Here is a 15,827-nt window from a genome sequence, read left to right on the forward strand (position 1 = left end):
CCTCGCCGTGCACGCCGAGGTCATCTACAAGGGCGCCACGCGTCCGGCCATGAAGCTGGGCATCCCGCTGGTGCCGCTGGTGCTGGTGCTGGGCACCGGGTTCCTGCTGATGCTGTGGGGCGGCCTGCTCCTCAGCGGCTGGATCGCGCTCGGCGTGGCGCTGGCCTGGATCCCGGCGCTCGTGGCCATGCGCCTGATCACCGCCCAGGACGACCAGCGCTTCTGGCAGGCCTACCTGGCGCTGAAGCTGCGCTTGCCCCAGCGCAACCGGCGCTTCTGGCAGTCGCGCAGCTATGCGCCCACCCTTTACCGGGGAGCCCGTGATGCTTACCGCCAGTGAACGACCGCAGACGCCTGCACGCCGAGTGCAGCGCCGGCCGGCGTCGCACGTCCTGCACCCGCGCTGCTGGCAGCAAGCGCAGGCGGAGAACCCGCTGTCGCGCTTCATTCCCTTCTCCTCGGTGCTGACACCCAACGACGTGCTGACCCGGGGCGGCGACTACCTCCGAGTCTGGCGGCTGGATGGCATCCCGTTCGAGTGCGCCGACGAGCCGGTGATCGCCGAGCGCCACGAGGCGCTGTGCAGCCTGCTGCGCAACCTGGCGGGGGGCCACTGGGCCGTCTGGACCCACCGGCTGCACCGGGTGGTGTCCGACCGCCTGGCCGACCCGGCCGAGCCCGGCTTTGCGCAGGATCTCTCGCGTGCCTACCAGGAGCGCCTGGGAGCCCGGCGCATGATGAGCAACGAGCTGTACTTGACGCTGGTCTACCGGCCCACTGTGTCGCGGGTCGGTCGTGCCTTGCAGTCGACCCAGCGCACCCGCGACACCATCGCCCGCCAGCAGGCCAATGCCCTGGTGGAGATGACCGAACGCTCGGCGCTGGTCGACCGCGTCCTGCGCAGCTTCGGGCCGCAACTGCTTGGTGCCCGCGAGCACCAGGGCCGGATGTACTCCGAAGTGGCCGAGTTCCTTGGCTACCTGGTCAACGGCTGCTGGCGCCCGGTGCCACTGGCCGCCGGGCCCCTGTACCGCACGCTGCCGACCACCCGGCTGTCCTTCGGGGGCGACAAGCTCGAGCTGCGCCAAAGCGATACCCGCCGCTACGCCGCGCTGGTGGACATCAAGGAGTACGCCGACGCGGTGGAGCCGGGCGTGCTGAACGCCCTGCTCTACGAAGCCAGCGAGTTCATCGAGACGCAGAGTTTCTCGATCCTGCCGCGGCGCGAGGCGCTCCGCGCCCTCACCTTGCAGCGCGACCAGCTGATCGCCAGCGACGACGTGGTGGCCACCCAGGTGGCTGACATGGATGCGGCACTCAACGACCTGGGCGACGGCCAGTTCTGCATGGGGGAGTACCACTACAGCCTGGTGGTGTTCGGCGACGATGTCGCGGACGCCGGCCGGCGCGCGGCACAGGCCATTGGCGCGGTGGGCGAGTCGTCCAGCCTGCAGATGGCGCCGGTGGACCTGGTGGCGGATGCCGCCTGGTTTGCGCAGTGGCCGGGCAACTGGCAGTGGCGGCCCCGGGAGGCCAAGCTGTCGTCGCGTGCGTTTGCAGCGCTGGCCAGCGGGCACAACTTCGCCCGTGGCAAGCGGGTCGGCAACCCGTGGGGTGAAGCGCTCGCCTTGCTGCGCACGCCGTCCGGCCAGCCGTTTTACCTCAACCTGCACAGCAGCCCGCCCGGCCAGGACAGCACCGACCAGGCCCTGCCGGGCAACACGCTGATCATCGGCTCGACGGGTGTGGGCAAGACGACGCTGGAGATGTTCCTGCTGGTGCTGACGCGCAAGTGGACGCCTGCGCCGCGGCTGGTGCTGTTTGACCTGGACCGGGGCTGCGAGATTGCGATCCGGGCGCTCGGTGGCCGGTACCTCCGACTGCAGGCCGGGCAGCCGACCGGGCTCAACCCGCTGCAGCTCGAGCCGACACCGGCGCGGCTGCAGGCTTGGGCGCAGCTGGTGCGCACCTGCCTGGAGACCCCGGCGCTGCCGTTGCTGCCGGCCGATGATCGGGCGATCGCCGAGGCCGTCAAGGCGGTGGCCAGCATGCCGGCGGCGCTGCGGCGACTGTCGACCGTGCGCCAGAACCTGCCCAAGGCTGGGGCGAACAGCCTGTACGACCGCCTGGGCCGTTGGTGCGCCGGCGGCGCACTCGGCTGGGTGTTCGACGAAGCGGACGACCAGCTGCAATCGCTGCACGACGCACCCATCCTGGGCTTTGACACCACCGACTTCCTCGAGCTGCCGGAGGTGCGTACGCCGGTGATGATGGTGCTGCTGCAGGCGATGCAGGAGCGCATCACCGGCGAGCGGCTGATCTACGTCATCTCGGAGTTCTGGAAGGCGCTGGACCATGAGGTCTTCAGCGACTTCGCCAAACAGCAGCAAAAGACCATCCGCAAGCACAACGGGTTGGGGATCTTTGACACACAGAGCCCGTCGGACGTGCTCCGGCACCCCATCGGGCGGACGATGGTCGAGCAGAGCGTGACCAAGATCTTCCTGGCCAACACCGATGCGGTGCGCGAGGAGTACATGTGCGGCTTCGGGCTCAGCGAGGCAGAGTTCGAGATCGTGCGCAACCTGGGCCAGCACGGCGGCCGGCGCTTCCTGTTCAAGCAAGGAACGACCAGCGCCGTCTGCGAGCTCGACCTCACGGGGCTGGACGACCTCATCACGGTGCTGTCGGCTACCACCGAGCACCTGGCGCTGCTGGACCAGCTGCGCGAACGCCATGGTGACGATCCGTTTCAGTGGCTTCCCGCGCTTCAACGAGAGGTTCACGATCGTCGGCTGCGCATCGTCCGGAGGGTCGCATGAACACCACCGCACTTGTCACCGTCGTGGCCAGCCTGCTGCTGGCCACCACCGCCACCACCGCTCAGTTCGTCAAGGGCAATGAGGCCGTCAAGATCCTGCCGGATGGTAGCCGACGGGTAGAGACGCCACCGTTGCCGCGCGGCTCGATGCCACCGCCTTGTCCAGCAACAACCCCTGCCTGCGCTGCCAGTGGCTGGCGCATGGTTGAGACTCTGCAGGGCCTCGCCGAATGCACCGAAATCTACGCCCGCCCTACCACCTGCAGAGCTAACACATTCGGGCAGCAGAAGCAGAGCCGACTGTGGATCGTTAAAAAGAACGGCGGCTGGGTCCAATGTCAGCACCCGGATCTCGCCAGTAAGTGCGTGAGCACGAAAGCGCTTCCATACAGTGCTGTTCAGTAGAGGAGACTGTATGTTTGTCTGGGTTGGCAATCAGTTCGACGCCGTGCTTTCTGGGTACCTCCTGAATGTAGTTTCGGCACTGGCAAGCGCACTCATTCCACTTGCACTTAGCTCCATGACGTTGTGGATCGCCTTCTACGGGTGGGCGGTCGCACGCGGAGACGCCTCAGCCAGTCTGCCTTTGTTCGTGTGGCATTGCTTCAAGATATCGTTGATTCTCGCGATCTCGCTTCAGTCCGGACTCTACATTCAAACCATTTCGGACGTCGCGGACGGACTAGCCACTGGTGTTGCCACCACGTTTCTGCCGCCCGCTGTCAATTCGTCCACAGTGAGCACCCCCTATGCGCTTCTAGACACCTTTACCGATCGAGCGTTTGGACTGGTTGTCGACCTAATGAAGGACGCCAGCCTGCTTCGCCTGGACCTTGTTTTGGCAGCATTGGTTACCGGAATAGGAAGCGTTGTCTTCATCTGCATTGCATTGTTCGTCGTAACACTCGCAAAGCTGCTTCTGACCTTTGCAATCGCCATCGGACCCATTTTCGTCTTGTCGTTGGCTTGGCGCCCGACTGCTCGCTTCTTCGACAGCTGGCTTTCAATGTTGCTCAATGCGATTGTCCTAACATGGTTCGCGTTCTTCTCCCTAGGCTTGAGTGCCCACATTGGCGATGCTGTGGTGCAAGCTGTCAAAGATCAAGGCGGCTTCGAAGGTTCGTCGTTCAACGTCGTCGCCGAAAGCCTCAAGTACTGCGTCGTGATGGTGCTGATGGCCATCATCTGCTTCCAGGCGCCGGGACTGGCCGCCGCCCTGACCGGCGGTGCCCCCGTCCAGCAGGGCCTGCAGATGGTGCAAAACGCCATGATGATCGCCGGCCTGCGCTCGATCTCGCACGCCCGCAGTACCCCTGCCGCAGCCGCTCAGGGGGCACCGTGCGCGCCGGCGCCGGCCTGCTCGGGCACGCCAGCGCAGCAGCGACCGCCGCCGTCGCCCGCACCCCCGCCTATCGTCGCGCCGCCTTGCGCGGCCAGTCCTGACCCTCGCTGCCGCCAAGGAGCTTGCCATGTCCTGCCTGTGTCGATCCCTCGCCCGCCTGGCGCTCGCCATGGCGGCGGTTGCCCTTGTCCCCCGCCCCGCCATTGCCCAGGGCATTCCGGTCATCGACACAGCCAACCTGGCGCAGACCATTCAGCAGGTGGCCAACGACATCACCAGCATCCAGAACCAGGTGCAGCAGATCACCCAGCTGCAAGCGCAGATCAACAGCCTCAACGGCATGCGCGGCTTGGGCAACATCTTCAACAACCCGCTGCTGAAGAACTACGTGCCACCGGAGGCCTACAACGTCGTCAACGCGGTCAACATCGCTGGCTACTCCGGCTTGAGCGCCACCGCCAAGGCGCTGCGGGACGTCGGCATGGTCTACAACTGTGCCGACCGCACAGGTGACGCCCGCCTGGCCTGCCAGTCCACTTTGGCGCAGCCCTACCAGCACAAGGGCTTGCTGCAGGACGCCATGCGCTCGGCCGCTGGCCGTCTCAACCAGATCCAAGCCTTGATGGGCCAGATCGACGCCACCACCGATCAGAAGTCGGTCCAGGAGATCCAGGCCCGCATCGGCGCCGAGAACGCCCTGCTCGCCCACGAGCTGTCGCAACTGCAGATGCTGCAAGGCCTGGCCGACAGCGAGGAGCGGATCGCCCGCTCACGCGAACGCGAACGCCAGTACGAGATGCTGAGCCGCACCGGCCGCATCGCCGACTACCTGCCCTGAACCGAGGCCCCCATGATCACCGTCCTGAGCCCAGGCGCCGCCGCCGCATGGCCGGATGACACCGGCGCGGCGGATGAAGCGCCCCTGCCGCGTCGTGCCGAGACGGCATCCCACGCTGCGTCGAACCACAGGCCAGACGCCGACGAGCTGTTCGCCCGCAACCGCGACTGGGAGCTGGACCGCGCGCTGCTGCTGGAGCGCTCGGAGCGGCGCGCCTGGCGGGTGGCCGCGGCCGGCGGCCTGCTGGGCCTGCTCGGCATCGCTGCGGTGTTCGTGCAAGGCCCGCTGCGCCGGGTCGTCGAGATCCCGATCGTCGTCGATCGGGTCACGGGCGAGACCACCATCCAGCAGCGGCTGGCCGAGGAGACCATCCCCTCGCTCGACGCCCTCGACAAGCACAACCTCGCTAGTTTCGTGCGGGCCCGCGAGGGCTACAGCTGGATGTTCCTGCAGCGCGACTTCGACCAAGTCGCCCGCATGGCGGTGCCCACCGTCTTTGCCGACTACAACCGCCAGTTCGAAGGCGAGGCCGCCCTGCACAAGAAGCTGGCCGCCACCGAGGAGTGGCGTATCCAGGTCATTGGCGTGCGCTTGTCCCCCGCCGGGCGCCGCGGCAACCGCGGCGATGCCACCGTCACCTACGACAAGGTCGTTCGCCGGAACGACCGCCAGACCCCCGGAGGTCAGCAGCCGGCATGTGGCGAGTGTCGTCTTCGAGTACCAACCCAAGGTGCTGGCCAATGAACGCGACCGGCTGGAGAACCCCTTGGGATTTGTCGTGACCGCCTACCGGTCCGATCCCGAGCTGACCAGCCCCCTGCCGGAGGCAAGCCATGACGCCACGTACTTGGACCTGCTGCGCCGCGCTGCTGACCGGGCTGAACGCCTCGGCGGATCCCCGACTGCGCGACGTGTTCTACGACCCGCAGGTGGTGCTCACGGTGCCGGTGCAACGCGGCGTCGTGACCCTGATTGTGCTCGACGATGGCGAAGCCATCAGCGAGCTGGCCGCCGGCCTGGGGGGCGACTGCAGCAAGCCGGAGGCCGTCTGGTGCATCGCGGCCCAGCCCGGCGGCCGGCATGTGTTCATCAAGCCCAAGAGCGGCGCGCGGGCACCGAACACGGTGGCGGTCGTCACCGACCGGCGGGTACACAACTTCCGCCTGCAAGTGGTCGACGACAGCCGGCAGCTGCCGGTCCACCGGCTGACCGTGCGTGCGCCCCTCCCGCCGGCGCCACTGCCCCACCCTGCGGGTCCGTCCACGCTGGTGCCCGCCTCGCCGCCCCTGCTTTCGCCACTGCCGGCCCCCGAAGCGCTGGTCGCGGAGCGACTGGCTGCCAAGCCGTCCGTGCGCAACACCGCTTACTCCCTGGCCGAAGGCGCCGCCTCTCAGGACATCCTGCCGTCGTTGGTCTTTGACGACGGCCGCTTCACCTACCTGCGCTTTGCAGGGCACCGCGAGGTGCCGGCGGTGTTCCAGGTGCTGGGCGATGGCCGCGAGAGCCTCGTCAACGCGCGCATGGAAGACGACCTGCTGGTAGTCGACCGGGTGGCCCGGCGCCTGACGCTGCGCGCGGGCACGGCGGTGGTGGGGATCTGGAACGACGCGTTTGACCTCGACGGTGCGCCGCCCGAAGACGGCACCACCGTGCCGGGCGTGCAGCGACGGCTCAAGGCCGACGCTGAGTCTCCGACAGCCCACGGCAAGGCCCACCGCCCTGCCCCTCCAGGAGCCGGCCATGACTGACCTTCCCCCGCGCCCGGATCCAGATGACGAAGCCCCATCACCGCAGCCGCCTCGTGCATCGGCCCCGAACACGCTGACCCCGTTGCCGGGCGAACCCGGCATCCCGCACGTGGCGACGACCACCCCGCTGCGCATCTCACGCAAGAGCCTGTTTGCGCTTGGGCTGCTGCTCGTCACCTTGGCGCTCGGCGCCGGGGTCTGGCTGCACCGCTGGCTGGACAGCTTCCAGACGCCACGCAGCCCGGCGGCGCCGACGGTCAGCCAGCAGCCGGCCGCGGCCACCACCCCAGCCCGCCGGCTGGACCTGTCAGCGCCCGCTGCGTCCGCCTCTCTTCCGCCCGCGGCCGCGCCGGTGCCGCTCATTCCGGCGCTCGATCCCAACGCGCCGCTGTCCGAGCCCATCCCTGTCCGCCGCACCGGCCCCTCCGGCGGTGCTGGCGGCAGCCCGGTCCCCATGGCGCCGGAAGACGCCCCGGTGCTGCTTCTGACCAGTAGGCCGGGCGCCGTCGCCACCCCGACGCCCGCTTCCGCGTCCGACGACCCCCTGGCCGCCACCCGCCAGCGCCTGGACGGCTACCAGCGGCAGCTGCAAGGCCTGCTGCAGAACCTGGAGAACAGCGCAGCGCGCGCGACCGACAATCCGGCGTCCGCCGGTGCGGCCAGCTTTGCCAGCGACAGTTCATCTCCCATAGCCCGCCCGGCTTCTCCTCGCCCTGGCTTGCTCGGCGGCGCGCTGCCCACGTCCTCCACACCGCGTGCGACCGCCACGTCCTTCGGACAGCGCAGCCTGACCCTGCCCAAGGGCACCGCTTTCACCTGCGCCCTCAAGACCAAGGTGGTCAGCGCGAACGCCGGCCTGGTCGGCTGCCAGGTGCAGCGCAACGTCTACAGCGACGACGGCCGGGTGCTGCTCATCGAACGCGGCAGCCACCTCGACGGCGAGTACCGCGTCGCCGGGGTACGTCCGGGCACCACCCGCCTCCCGGTGATCTGGACCCGGGTGCGCACACCGCTGGGCGTGCTGGTGGACCTGGAGTCGCCCGCCACCGGCGCGTTGGGCGAGTCCGGCCTGGAAGGCCACGTCGACAACCGTTGGCGCGAGCGCATCGGCGCCGCGATGCTGGTCTCCTTGATCGACGACGCCATCGACGTCGTGGTGCAGAACCAGAGCGACCAGCGGGGCGGTGACACCGTGGTGCTGGGCTCCACCACCGACCGCACCAGTGAACTGGCCGAGAAGGTGCTGGACAGCACGATCAACATCCCGCCGGTCATCACCCAGCACCAGGGCGCGATCGTCGGCATCTACGTCGCGCGCGACGTCGACTTCTCCAGCGTCTACGACCTGCAGCCGGGGGCCCGATGAACCTCATTGCAACTCCAAACGACACCGCTGCGGCTGTGTGTGCATCCTCCTCCGCCTGGTGCGGCGACGCCACCTCGGTCATCACCTTCCTGCAGCCGCTGCGCATGGCGCTCGATGCCCCCGGTGTGCTGGAGGTCTGTGTCAACCAGCCGGGGGAGCTGCTGGTCGAGACCCAGCACGGCTGGCAGGCCGTCACCGCGCCGGCGATGACGTACGACCGCTGCCTGGCGCTGGCCACCGCGGTGGCCACCTTCTGCGACCAGCAGATCCATGCCGAGCGGCCATTGCTGGCGGCCACCTTGCCCACCGGCGAACGGATGCAGGTGGTGATCCCGCCCGCGGTGCCGCGGGGTACCGTGTCCCTCACCGTGCGCAAACCGTCGGCGGTGACCAAGCGGCTGGACCAGCTGCACCACGAGGGCCTGTTCGACCGCGTGGCCACCGGATCCGACGCACGGATCTCGCCCCTGGAGCAGGAGCTGCAGGGCCTGCAGGCCGCCGGGCGCTGGGCGGAGTTCCTGCGGCTGGCCGTGCGCTCGCGCCAGACCATCGTGGTCAGCGGCCGCACCGGCTCCGGCAAGACCACCTTCATGAAGGCGCTGATCGAGGAGGTACCGCACCACGAGCGCCTGATCACGATCGAGGACACGGCCGAGCTCACCCTGCCCGAGCACCCGAACGTCGTGCACCTGTTCTACAGCCGCAACGTGCCCGGCCACGCGGTCACCGCCCGCAGCCTGCTCGAAGCCAGCCTGCGCATGAAACCCGACCGCCTGTTCCTGGCCGAGGTGCGAGGCGAGGAGTGCTTTTCGTTCGTGCGGCTGGCGGCGTCCGGCCACCCGGGCAGCATCACCAGCGTGCACGCCGGCAGCTGCGCACTGGCGCTGTCGCAGATGGCGCTGATGATCCGCGAAAGTGCGGCCGGCGGTGGCCTGAGCCTGCCGGAAATACACGGCCTGCTGCACACGGTGATCGACGTCATCGTGCAGTTCGACCGCGATGCGCACGGCCGGCATGTGGCCGAGCTGCAGTACCGGCCGCGGGCCCAGCGCGGCCTGGGAGCGCTGGTGTGAGCGATGTCACCGCGCTGCCGATGTCGGCCTGGCCGCGCAGCCGACAGGTCGCGGCGGCCGTGTTCGTGGCGCTGACGGTGCTGGTTTTGGCGGTGGGTGCGCTGCAGGCAGCCGGCATGGTGTTCCTGCTGCTCAGCCGGGTGGACCCCCGCCAAGCCGGCTGGACCAGCATCCTGGACTACTGGCAGCACTACGGCCAAGAGGCAACCCTGCGGCCACGGCTGCTGCTGGCTTCGCTGCTGCCCGCAGCAGCGGCCGTGCTGCTGCCCGTGGCACTGGTGATCGCCGCGCAGCCCAAGCGCGCCTTGCACGGCGCAGCCCGCTTTGCCACGCCAGCCGAAGTCGCGCGTGCGGGCCTGACCGGCGCCCGCTCCACCACCGGCCCCAGCATCCTCATTGGCCGTCACCGCGGGCGGTTCCTGAGCCTGCCGGGCCAACTGTCGGTGATGCTGTCGGCACCCACCCGCAGCGGCAAAGGTGTCGGCGTGGTGATCCCCAACCTACTGAACTGGCCCCACTCGGTGGTCGTGCTGGACATCAAGGGCGAGAACTACGACCTGACCGCCGGTTACCGCGCCGAATTTGGACAACAGGTCTTTGCCTTCTCGCCGTTCGACGAGAACGGCCGCAGCCACCGCTGGAATCCGCTGTCGGCGGTGCGCACCTCGCCGCTGCACCGGGTGGGGGACCTGCTGACCATCGGGCAGGTGTTTTTTCCGAACGACGGCAGCGGGACCTCGTCGGAAGCGTTTTTCAACGACCAGGCGCGCAACCTGTTCCTGGGGTTGGGGTTGCTGCTGCTGGAGACCCCCGCCTTGCCGCGCTCCATCGGCGAGATGCTGCGCCAGTCGTCCGGCCAGGGCCAGCCACTGAAGGACCATCTGAATGGCGTGATCCACCGACGGCGTGAGCAGGCGACCGATCGTTTGCCCGCCTTGTCCGACGAGTGTGTGGACGCGCTGCAGCGGCTGCTGTCGAACTCGGACAATACCTTGTCCAGCGTGGTCGCCACCTTCCATGCACCGCTGACGATCTTTGCGGACGTGGTGGTCGACGCCGCCACCAGCGGCGACGACTTCCGGCTGCAGGACCTGCGGCGCCGCCGGCTGTCGATCTACGTACGCATTCCGCCGAACCGGTTGTTGAGTGCACGGCCGTTGTTGAACCTGTTCTTTTCGCAGCTGGTGAGCCTGAACACGCAGCAACTTCCGCAGCAGGATGCCAGCCTGACGGTGCAGTGCCTGCTGGTCAACGACGAGTTCACCGCGATGGGCCGGGTGCCGGTGATCAGCACCGCGGCGGCGTTTTTGGCGGGTTACCACCTGCGGCTGCTGACGGTGGTGCAGGCGATGTCGCAGCTGGACGCCGTGTACGGCGACAAGGAAGCGCGGACCTTTGCGACGAATCACGGGTTGCAGATCCTGTTTGCGCCGCGTGAGCAACGCGACGCGGACGAGTACAGCGCCATGTTGGGCACCTTCACCGAACGCGCAACCTCCCATGGTCGCAGCCGCACGTTCAGCGGGCGCAGCTCCAGCAGTGTCAGCCGCAACGAGAGCGAGCAGCGGCGAGCGCTGCTGCTGCCGCAGGAGTTCAAGGAGCTGGGCAGCGAGCGGCTGGTGGTGGTGTGTGAACACTGCAAGCCGATCCTCGGCGAGAAGATCCGCTACCACCAGGACCCCGTGTTCCAGGCCCGGCTTCGCAAGCCACCCATCGTGCCGGCCATGGACCTGGACCTGCACCTGGCGCAGGTGCAGCGCCGCATCCGCGTATTGCCGGACGAGTTGGGGGCCAATGAGACGTTGGACGTGAGCCGGCTGGCCATCGATCACCAGGCACTGCCGGACTGCTTTAACGGCATGGAGGAAACGCTGGCGCATGAGCTGTTGTCGCTCTTCGACATGGCCATCACCGAAGGCGGTGCCATCGAGGCCGAGCCGGATGACGACGGTGTGCTGCCGGCCGCCCACGTTGACCCGTTGCTGCAGCCGGCTGACCGTGCTTTGCAAGGAGAGATGCCATGAGAGTCCTGATGTCCTGTGTGCTGGCCGGTGGCCTGCTGGCCGCTTGCAGCAGTCCGCCACCTTTGCCCACCGCCGACGATGCACCCCGCCGGCCGGCCAATCGGCCCGACGCCGTCGAGCTGCAAAGCTGCCGCCATGAGCTGCACAACAGCCGCATCGAGCTCAGTGAATCGCGGCAGCAGGTGCTGCAGCAGACCACGCGGCTGGTGCAGTGGGCGCAGCAGCCGATCCCTCTGCCAGTGGCGCCGCAGGGCAACACGGTGGTGACGGTGCGCTTTGCGTTTGGCAGCAGCCAGGCGGAGCTGCCGGCCGGCCTGCTGCAAGGGCTGGTGCCGCTGGCGCGCCAGGCGCCGCTGATCGTGCTGCGCGGGCGCACCGACGGCACCACCGACAGCTTGGCGGAAGCCCGCATCGCGCGGGAACGGGCCAACGCCGTGCGCGATGTGCTGGTGGCTGCGGGCATCGAGCCGTCGCGCATCCGCACCACCTACCAGCCGGCCGGTGATCACGTGGCCGACAACGACAGCCCCAGCGGCCGCGACCTCAACCGGCGGGTGGAAATCGAGCTGTACCGGGTGCTGCCGGTGCCGGTCAGCCCGCAAACACTGACCGCCATGGCGTCCGCGCCATAGACCAGCGACCCTAAACCCCGGTCCTTTGTCTTCACTTCTGATGTGAGGTTGCCATGGACGATGCGCCCCTTCCTTCCCGCCCGGCCCCTGCCGGTGGCAGCGTGGAGCCGGCCAACCGGGCGACGGTGGCCAAGGCCCGGTTCCAGACGCCTGCCGAACCGGCCACAGAACGTTTCGAACTGCGCGATCCCTTTGCGGATGTGCTGTACCACGCGACCCGCTGGCCGGACATCGTGGCCAAGGCGGAACAGCTGGGCAGCCGGCGCTTCACCGCCATCGATGCACAAGGCCATCGCAGCACGGTCGACAAAGTCGACGGCCAGTGGCGCCGGGGGCCGCAGCGGGACGCCGCGCCGAGCCGGCCGCCGGCCCTGGCCACCACGCGTGATGAGATTCCCGATCTGGTGGCGGCGGCCGAAGCGAAGGAACGCGGTCGCGCCGCGCCGCAGCAGGCCAAGACGCTTGACCCGTCGCCTTCGCCCACGGCCGAAGCGCCTTCCGGATCTCGCCCGAGCAGCCCGCTGCCCCGCATTGATGCCGATGCCGATCGCAGCGTGCGCCTGGCGCAGCTGGAAGCGGCCCTGAAAGACCGGTACATCATCAAGCGGGCGCTGATGACGGTCAGTGATGTGACCGTGGGGCGTACTGAGTACCGGTTTCGCGGCGACACCACCCGGGTGGCCTTCACCGAATCCACCTTCAAGCTCTCGACCGACACCAACAGCCCGTCGGTGGCCCGGTCGATGATCGATGTCGCGGAGGCCCGCAATTGGCGCGCATTACGAGTCTCCGGGAACGAGGAGTTCAAACGGCTGGTGTGGCTGGAAGCCTCCGTGCGCGGGGTGAAGGCACTGGGCTACGAGCCCAACACGGCCGACCTCGACGTGCTGGCCAAGGAACGCAGCGCCCGCCAGCGCAACCACATCGAGGCGGCCCCTCAGTCAGCAGCCCAGCCCGCTGCCACGCCGGATGCCCAAAGGGCAACAGCGGCCGCGGTGGCGGCGGCCGCAAGGCGGTGCTGGCCGCCATCGAGGCGATCCTCGTGGCCAAGAACGTACCGGAGGCCCGGCGTGAGGCGGTGCTGGCCGCGGCCACCGAGCAGCTGGCGCAACGCACACGCACCGGTCCGACGCCCAAGGTGGCGGTCTACGACCGCGAGGCGCCGTCGCAGCGCCCGGTGGTGGCCCCGCCCGAGCGCAACCGCGGCCGGGACCGCACGACGCCCGCGCGCTGAAGTCGAGCACGGCCATGGCGCTGCCCGACGACGTCCCGCGGTACGCCCTGGGTGACGAGGTGGTCAGCCCGGGATCGGTGGGGTTTGAGGAGGCGCTTGCCAGAGTCCACCTGCGCCATATCCGCCCACGCTGCCTGTGCCAACCAGAGGGTGTGCCGATGTACATCGCGCGCCTGGGCGACGGCTTCATCGTCAAGCGCATGCCGTTCACCGGCCACTGCCATGCACCGGACTGCGGGTCGTACGAACCGCCCCTTGAGATGTCCGGCCGCGGGGAGGTGGCACCGGCCATCCGAGAGGACCTGGCCACCGGCTGCACGGCGCTGCGGGTGGACTTTGCGCTGTGTCAGCGGCCCGGGCGCGCGGTGCCGATGGCGGCCGGTGAGCCCAGCGGCAGTGCGCGCAGCACGGGCTGCCGGCTGACCTTGCGCGGGATGCTGCATTACCTCTGGGAGCAGGCGGAGCTGAACCGCTGGCATCCGGGCTTCGAGGGCCGCCGGCCGTGGGCTGCGGTGCGCCGGCTTTTGCTGCGGGCAGCGCAGACCACGCTGGTGGACGGGCAGCCGTTGGCCCAACGGCTGTACGTTCCCGAGGTCTTCAGCGCCGAACAGCGTGAAGTGCTGGCGCAGCGCCGACGCCAGCAATGGGCCAGCGCCCTGCCCCGGCCCGGCCAGCCGCAGCCGCTCCTGCTGGTGCTGGCGGAGCTGAAGCAGCTGCTGCCGGCGCGTTATGGCCACCAGGCGGTGCTCAAGCACCTGCCCGACGTGGCCTTTGGACTTGATGCGGCGCTGGCACGACGGCTGACGCGGCGCTTTGAGTCGGAGCTGGCTACCTGGAATGCCGACAGCCGCCTGCACCTGGTGCTGCTGGCCACTGCAGTGCTGTCGGAGCACGGGCTGCCGAGCTTGGTCGAAGTCACGCTGATGTTGACGACTGCGGCGTGGTTGCCGGTGGATAACGCCTGGGAAGCGGAGCTGCTAAACGCCCTGGTGCAGGAGGGACGGCGTTTCAGCAAGCCAATGCGCTACCAGCTGGCGGCGGCTGAGCGGCTGCCGACGGCGGTTCTAGCGGACACTGAGACGCCACCCACACCTTTGATCCTCGTCGACGGGTCGTCCACCGAGGTCGAGGCTGACGACACGACCACCTGGTGCTGGTCCCCCGTGGACTCGTGCATGCCGGCGCTGCCTTCGCTTCGGACAGCGTCTCAACGCACCCCGTCGCCGACCCCTGCGGACGAACAACGCCGGCTATAACAGTCATGGAAGAGTGGACGGTAACGGCCCTCGCCTGATCACGAACCAACTGTCTGCTGCGCACGCAGACACGCCGGACGGTTGAGTGCTGGTTGCCTACTCGCGGGCAGGTGCAGGGTGTGGGCTCCGCGACACCCGATTCCAAGCCGCCCAAGCCGTTGATGTGACCGGCTGCGTGCGCAAGCCACACGACGGCTCCTGTAAGTGCAGATCACGGATCGGGCACCCAGCTGCTGGCAATGCGCTGTAGCCGCTGACTTCAACCACCGATCAGCAGGCGGATCCAGAGCCCGGAAGTCCGTAGTCGTTGACGCCAGGTTCACCGCGTTTGAAGCCTATGAGATACCACGAATAGCCGCCGACCCCGATACCGACGATGGCGAGTGCTGGTGCAAGCCAAGTGCTGATGAGGCCGCCAGCCAGCGCAGCGAGGAACGTACAGCTCCAAGGCGCTGCCGCGAGCACCATGAACTTTGCCAGCCACCAACCGGATCGACCGGTGTCATGCAGCCGTTTGACCGAAATGGCTATGCTCACCCACGTCGCAATGACGTAGAAGCCGAGCAGCAGCAGACCTTCAACGGTGCTTACGCCGGCTCGATTTCCGCCTGCAAGTCCCGTGATCAGACCCCCTAACGCACCGGCAAGAATGATCGCCATCCAGATCACCCAGAACTCTTTCCGGCCGATGCGGCCTGCGACACGAAAGATTTGTACGACTCCCACCGTGATCTCCTGAGGTGCTCCGTGTCGGCCATCGTTGGAGCACCGGCCACGGGTCGTCAATCCCCCAGATTTTGTCCGTCAAATCTGTCGCCTTCGCGGCGCACCCGTGTTGCTAGTGGCCGCAACCCCAACCCGACCCAGTTCGGGCGGCCCACGAAAGCTCAATATTCAGTCCGGTGCTCGCCCAACCTTTGTATGGAGCTTTCAGGACCAACGGTCTCGCCGTTGAAGCTGGGTTGGCAGCGACTGCACAGGGCGCTGGAAGAGCCGCAATCCGTTCTTCTCGACAGCTGCCGCCACTCGGACCGCTCAATCCTAAAAACTTAGCAGCGGCAGAGCAAAGCAAGTTCTCCGGTCGAGCCCGCGCTGCGCGGCATGGCGCTCGGGTGCGGCAGCTTCCTCTTCATGGGCGCAAACGCCGGGCGCAAGCGTGCAGCGTCCTGTGCAGCCAAGTAGAGACCGCAAAGCTAAAGGGGCTCGATCTGGCGCCTGGCGTCTCCGACATCGGCGCGTTTGTAGAGGCAGATTACTCCATCGATGGCGTCGAAGATGCCTCGTGCCGAGGGCCGGTTCACGGTGACAGACGTCGTGCCTCTCCCGAGCACTTGCTTGCTCGATGGCGCCGCGTTGCTGTCTTGGCGGCCGCATGTAGCAGGCCGGGATCAAAAGCACGCTCGCAGGACCGCCGACATACTTCCCCAACCTGTCGAAGGACACTGGGATTTCAACCCCTGCAGTGAGGGTGCCCAAGGTGGGAGACGACTCAG

The 15,827-nt window shown here is 68.0% G+C and carries 13 protein-coding genes and 3 pseudogenes; 14 read left to right on the forward strand and 2 right to left on the reverse strand.

Annotation, left to right across the window (positions count from 1 at the left end):
- Positions 1-7 precede the first annotated feature (7 nt).
- From LRS14_RS23700 to LRS14_RS23715, 4 genes and pseudogenes are all read left to right on the forward strand, one after another.
- Positions 8-340, forward strand: coding sequence for a type IV secretion system protein VirB3 (locus tag LRS14_RS23700; RefSeq protein ID WP_257801355.1), 333 nt, complete (start codon positions 8-10; stop codon positions 338-340).
- Positions 324-2,822, forward strand: a complete 2,499-nt coding sequence (locus LRS14_RS23705; RefSeq protein ID WP_257801356.1) for a VirB4 family type IV secretion/conjugal transfer ATPase — start codon at positions 324-326, stop codon at positions 2,820-2,822. The genes LRS14_RS23700 and LRS14_RS23705 overlap by 17 nt, the downstream gene beginning before the upstream one ends.
- Positions 2,819-3,226 (forward strand): hypothetical protein, encoded by a 408-nt coding sequence (locus LRS14_RS23710; RefSeq protein ID WP_257801357.1) that lies wholly within the window; start codon positions 2,819-2,821, stop codon positions 3,224-3,226. Before LRS14_RS23705 ends, LRS14_RS23710 begins: the two co-directional genes overlap by 4 nt.
- Before the next feature lie 115 nt (positions 3,227-3,341).
- Positions 3,342-3,956: pseudogene (locus LRS14_RS23715) on the forward strand (type IV secretion system protein); the annotation flags it as partial.
- On the opposite strand, the gene LRS14_RS23720 reads toward LRS14_RS23715, so the two are convergent.
- Positions 3,873-4,082, reverse strand: coding sequence for a hypothetical protein (locus LRS14_RS23720; protein ID WP_257801358.1), 210 nt, complete (start codon positions 4,080-4,082; stop codon positions 3,873-3,875). The pseudogene LRS14_RS23715 and the gene LRS14_RS23720 sit on opposite strands and share 84 nt — an antisense overlap.
- Before the next feature lie 208 nt (positions 4,083-4,290).
- Here LRS14_RS23720 and LRS14_RS23725 point away from each other — a divergent pair, with 208 nt between their 5' ends.
- The 10 genes and pseudogenes from LRS14_RS23725 to LRS14_RS23770 all read left to right on the forward strand — a co-directional run bounded on the left by LRS14_RS23725 (position 4,291) and on the right by LRS14_RS23770 (position 14,334).
- Complete coding sequence (locus tag LRS14_RS23725) at positions 4,291-5,001, forward strand: type IV secretion system protein (protein ID WP_257801359.1); 711 nt, start codon at positions 4,291-4,293, stop codon at positions 4,999-5,001.
- 12 nt (positions 5,002-5,013) lie between these two features.
- Positions 5,014-5,610, forward strand: a pseudogene (locus tag LRS14_RS23730) (VirB8/TrbF family protein); the annotation flags it as partial.
- Positions 5,611-5,626: 16 nt separating this feature from the next.
- A pseudogene (locus LRS14_RS23735) lies at positions 5,627-5,746 on the forward strand (hypothetical protein); the annotation flags it as partial.
- An 88-nt stretch (positions 5,747-5,834) separates the two neighbouring features.
- Positions 5,835-6,749: a TrbG/VirB9 family P-type conjugative transfer protein gene (locus LRS14_RS23740; protein WP_257801360.1), complete on the forward strand. Its 915-nt coding sequence runs from the start codon at positions 5,835-5,837 to the stop codon at positions 6,747-6,749.
- Entirely contained in the window at positions 6,742-8,115 is a 1,374-nt protein-coding gene (gene virB10 / locus LRS14_RS23745) for a type IV secretion system protein VirB10 (protein ID WP_257801361.1), read from the forward strand. The genes LRS14_RS23740 and virB10 overlap by 8 nt, the downstream gene beginning before the upstream one ends.
- Positions 8,116-8,150: 35 nt before the next feature.
- Entirely contained in the window at positions 8,151-9,188 is a 1,038-nt protein-coding gene (virB11, locus tag LRS14_RS23750) for a P-type DNA transfer ATPase VirB11 (protein WP_257801362.1), read from the forward strand.
- Positions 9,185-11,212 carry a type IV secretory system conjugative DNA transfer family protein gene (locus LRS14_RS23755; protein WP_257801363.1) on the forward strand — a complete coding sequence of 676 codons (2,028 nt, stop codon included), beginning with the start codon at positions 9,185-9,187 and terminating at the stop codon, positions 11,210-11,212. The genes virB11 and LRS14_RS23755 overlap by 4 nt, the downstream gene beginning before the upstream one ends.
- Positions 11,209-11,844, forward strand: a complete 636-nt coding sequence (locus LRS14_RS23760; protein ID WP_257801364.1) for an OmpA family protein — start codon at positions 11,209-11,211, stop codon at positions 11,842-11,844. The genes LRS14_RS23755 and LRS14_RS23760 overlap by 4 nt, the downstream gene beginning before the upstream one ends.
- A gap of 53 nt (positions 11,845-11,897) precedes the next feature.
- Entirely contained in the window at positions 11,898-13,133 is a 1,236-nt protein-coding gene (locus LRS14_RS23765; protein ID WP_257801365.1) for an LPD7 domain-containing protein, read from the forward strand.
- Complete coding sequence (locus tag LRS14_RS23770) at positions 13,093-14,334, forward strand: DUF1173 domain-containing protein (protein ID WP_257801366.1); 1,242 nt, start codon at positions 13,093-13,095, stop codon at positions 14,332-14,334. Before LRS14_RS23765 ends, LRS14_RS23770 begins: the two co-directional genes overlap by 41 nt.
- Positions 14,335-14,604: 270 nt before the next feature.
- Here the strand turns inward: LRS14_RS23770 and LRS14_RS23775 are convergent, their stop codons facing one another.
- Positions 14,605-15,060, reverse strand: coding sequence for a DUF805 domain-containing protein (locus tag LRS14_RS23775; protein WP_257801367.1), 456 nt, complete (start codon positions 15,058-15,060; stop codon positions 14,605-14,607).
- Between the last annotated feature and the right edge of the window lie 767 nt (positions 15,061-15,827).

It is taken from the genome of Aquincola sp. J276 (assembly GCF_024700035.1).
GTDB classification, from domain to species: Bacteria; Pseudomonadota; Gammaproteobacteria; order Burkholderiales; family Burkholderiaceae_C; genus Aquincola; species Aquincola tertiaricarbonis.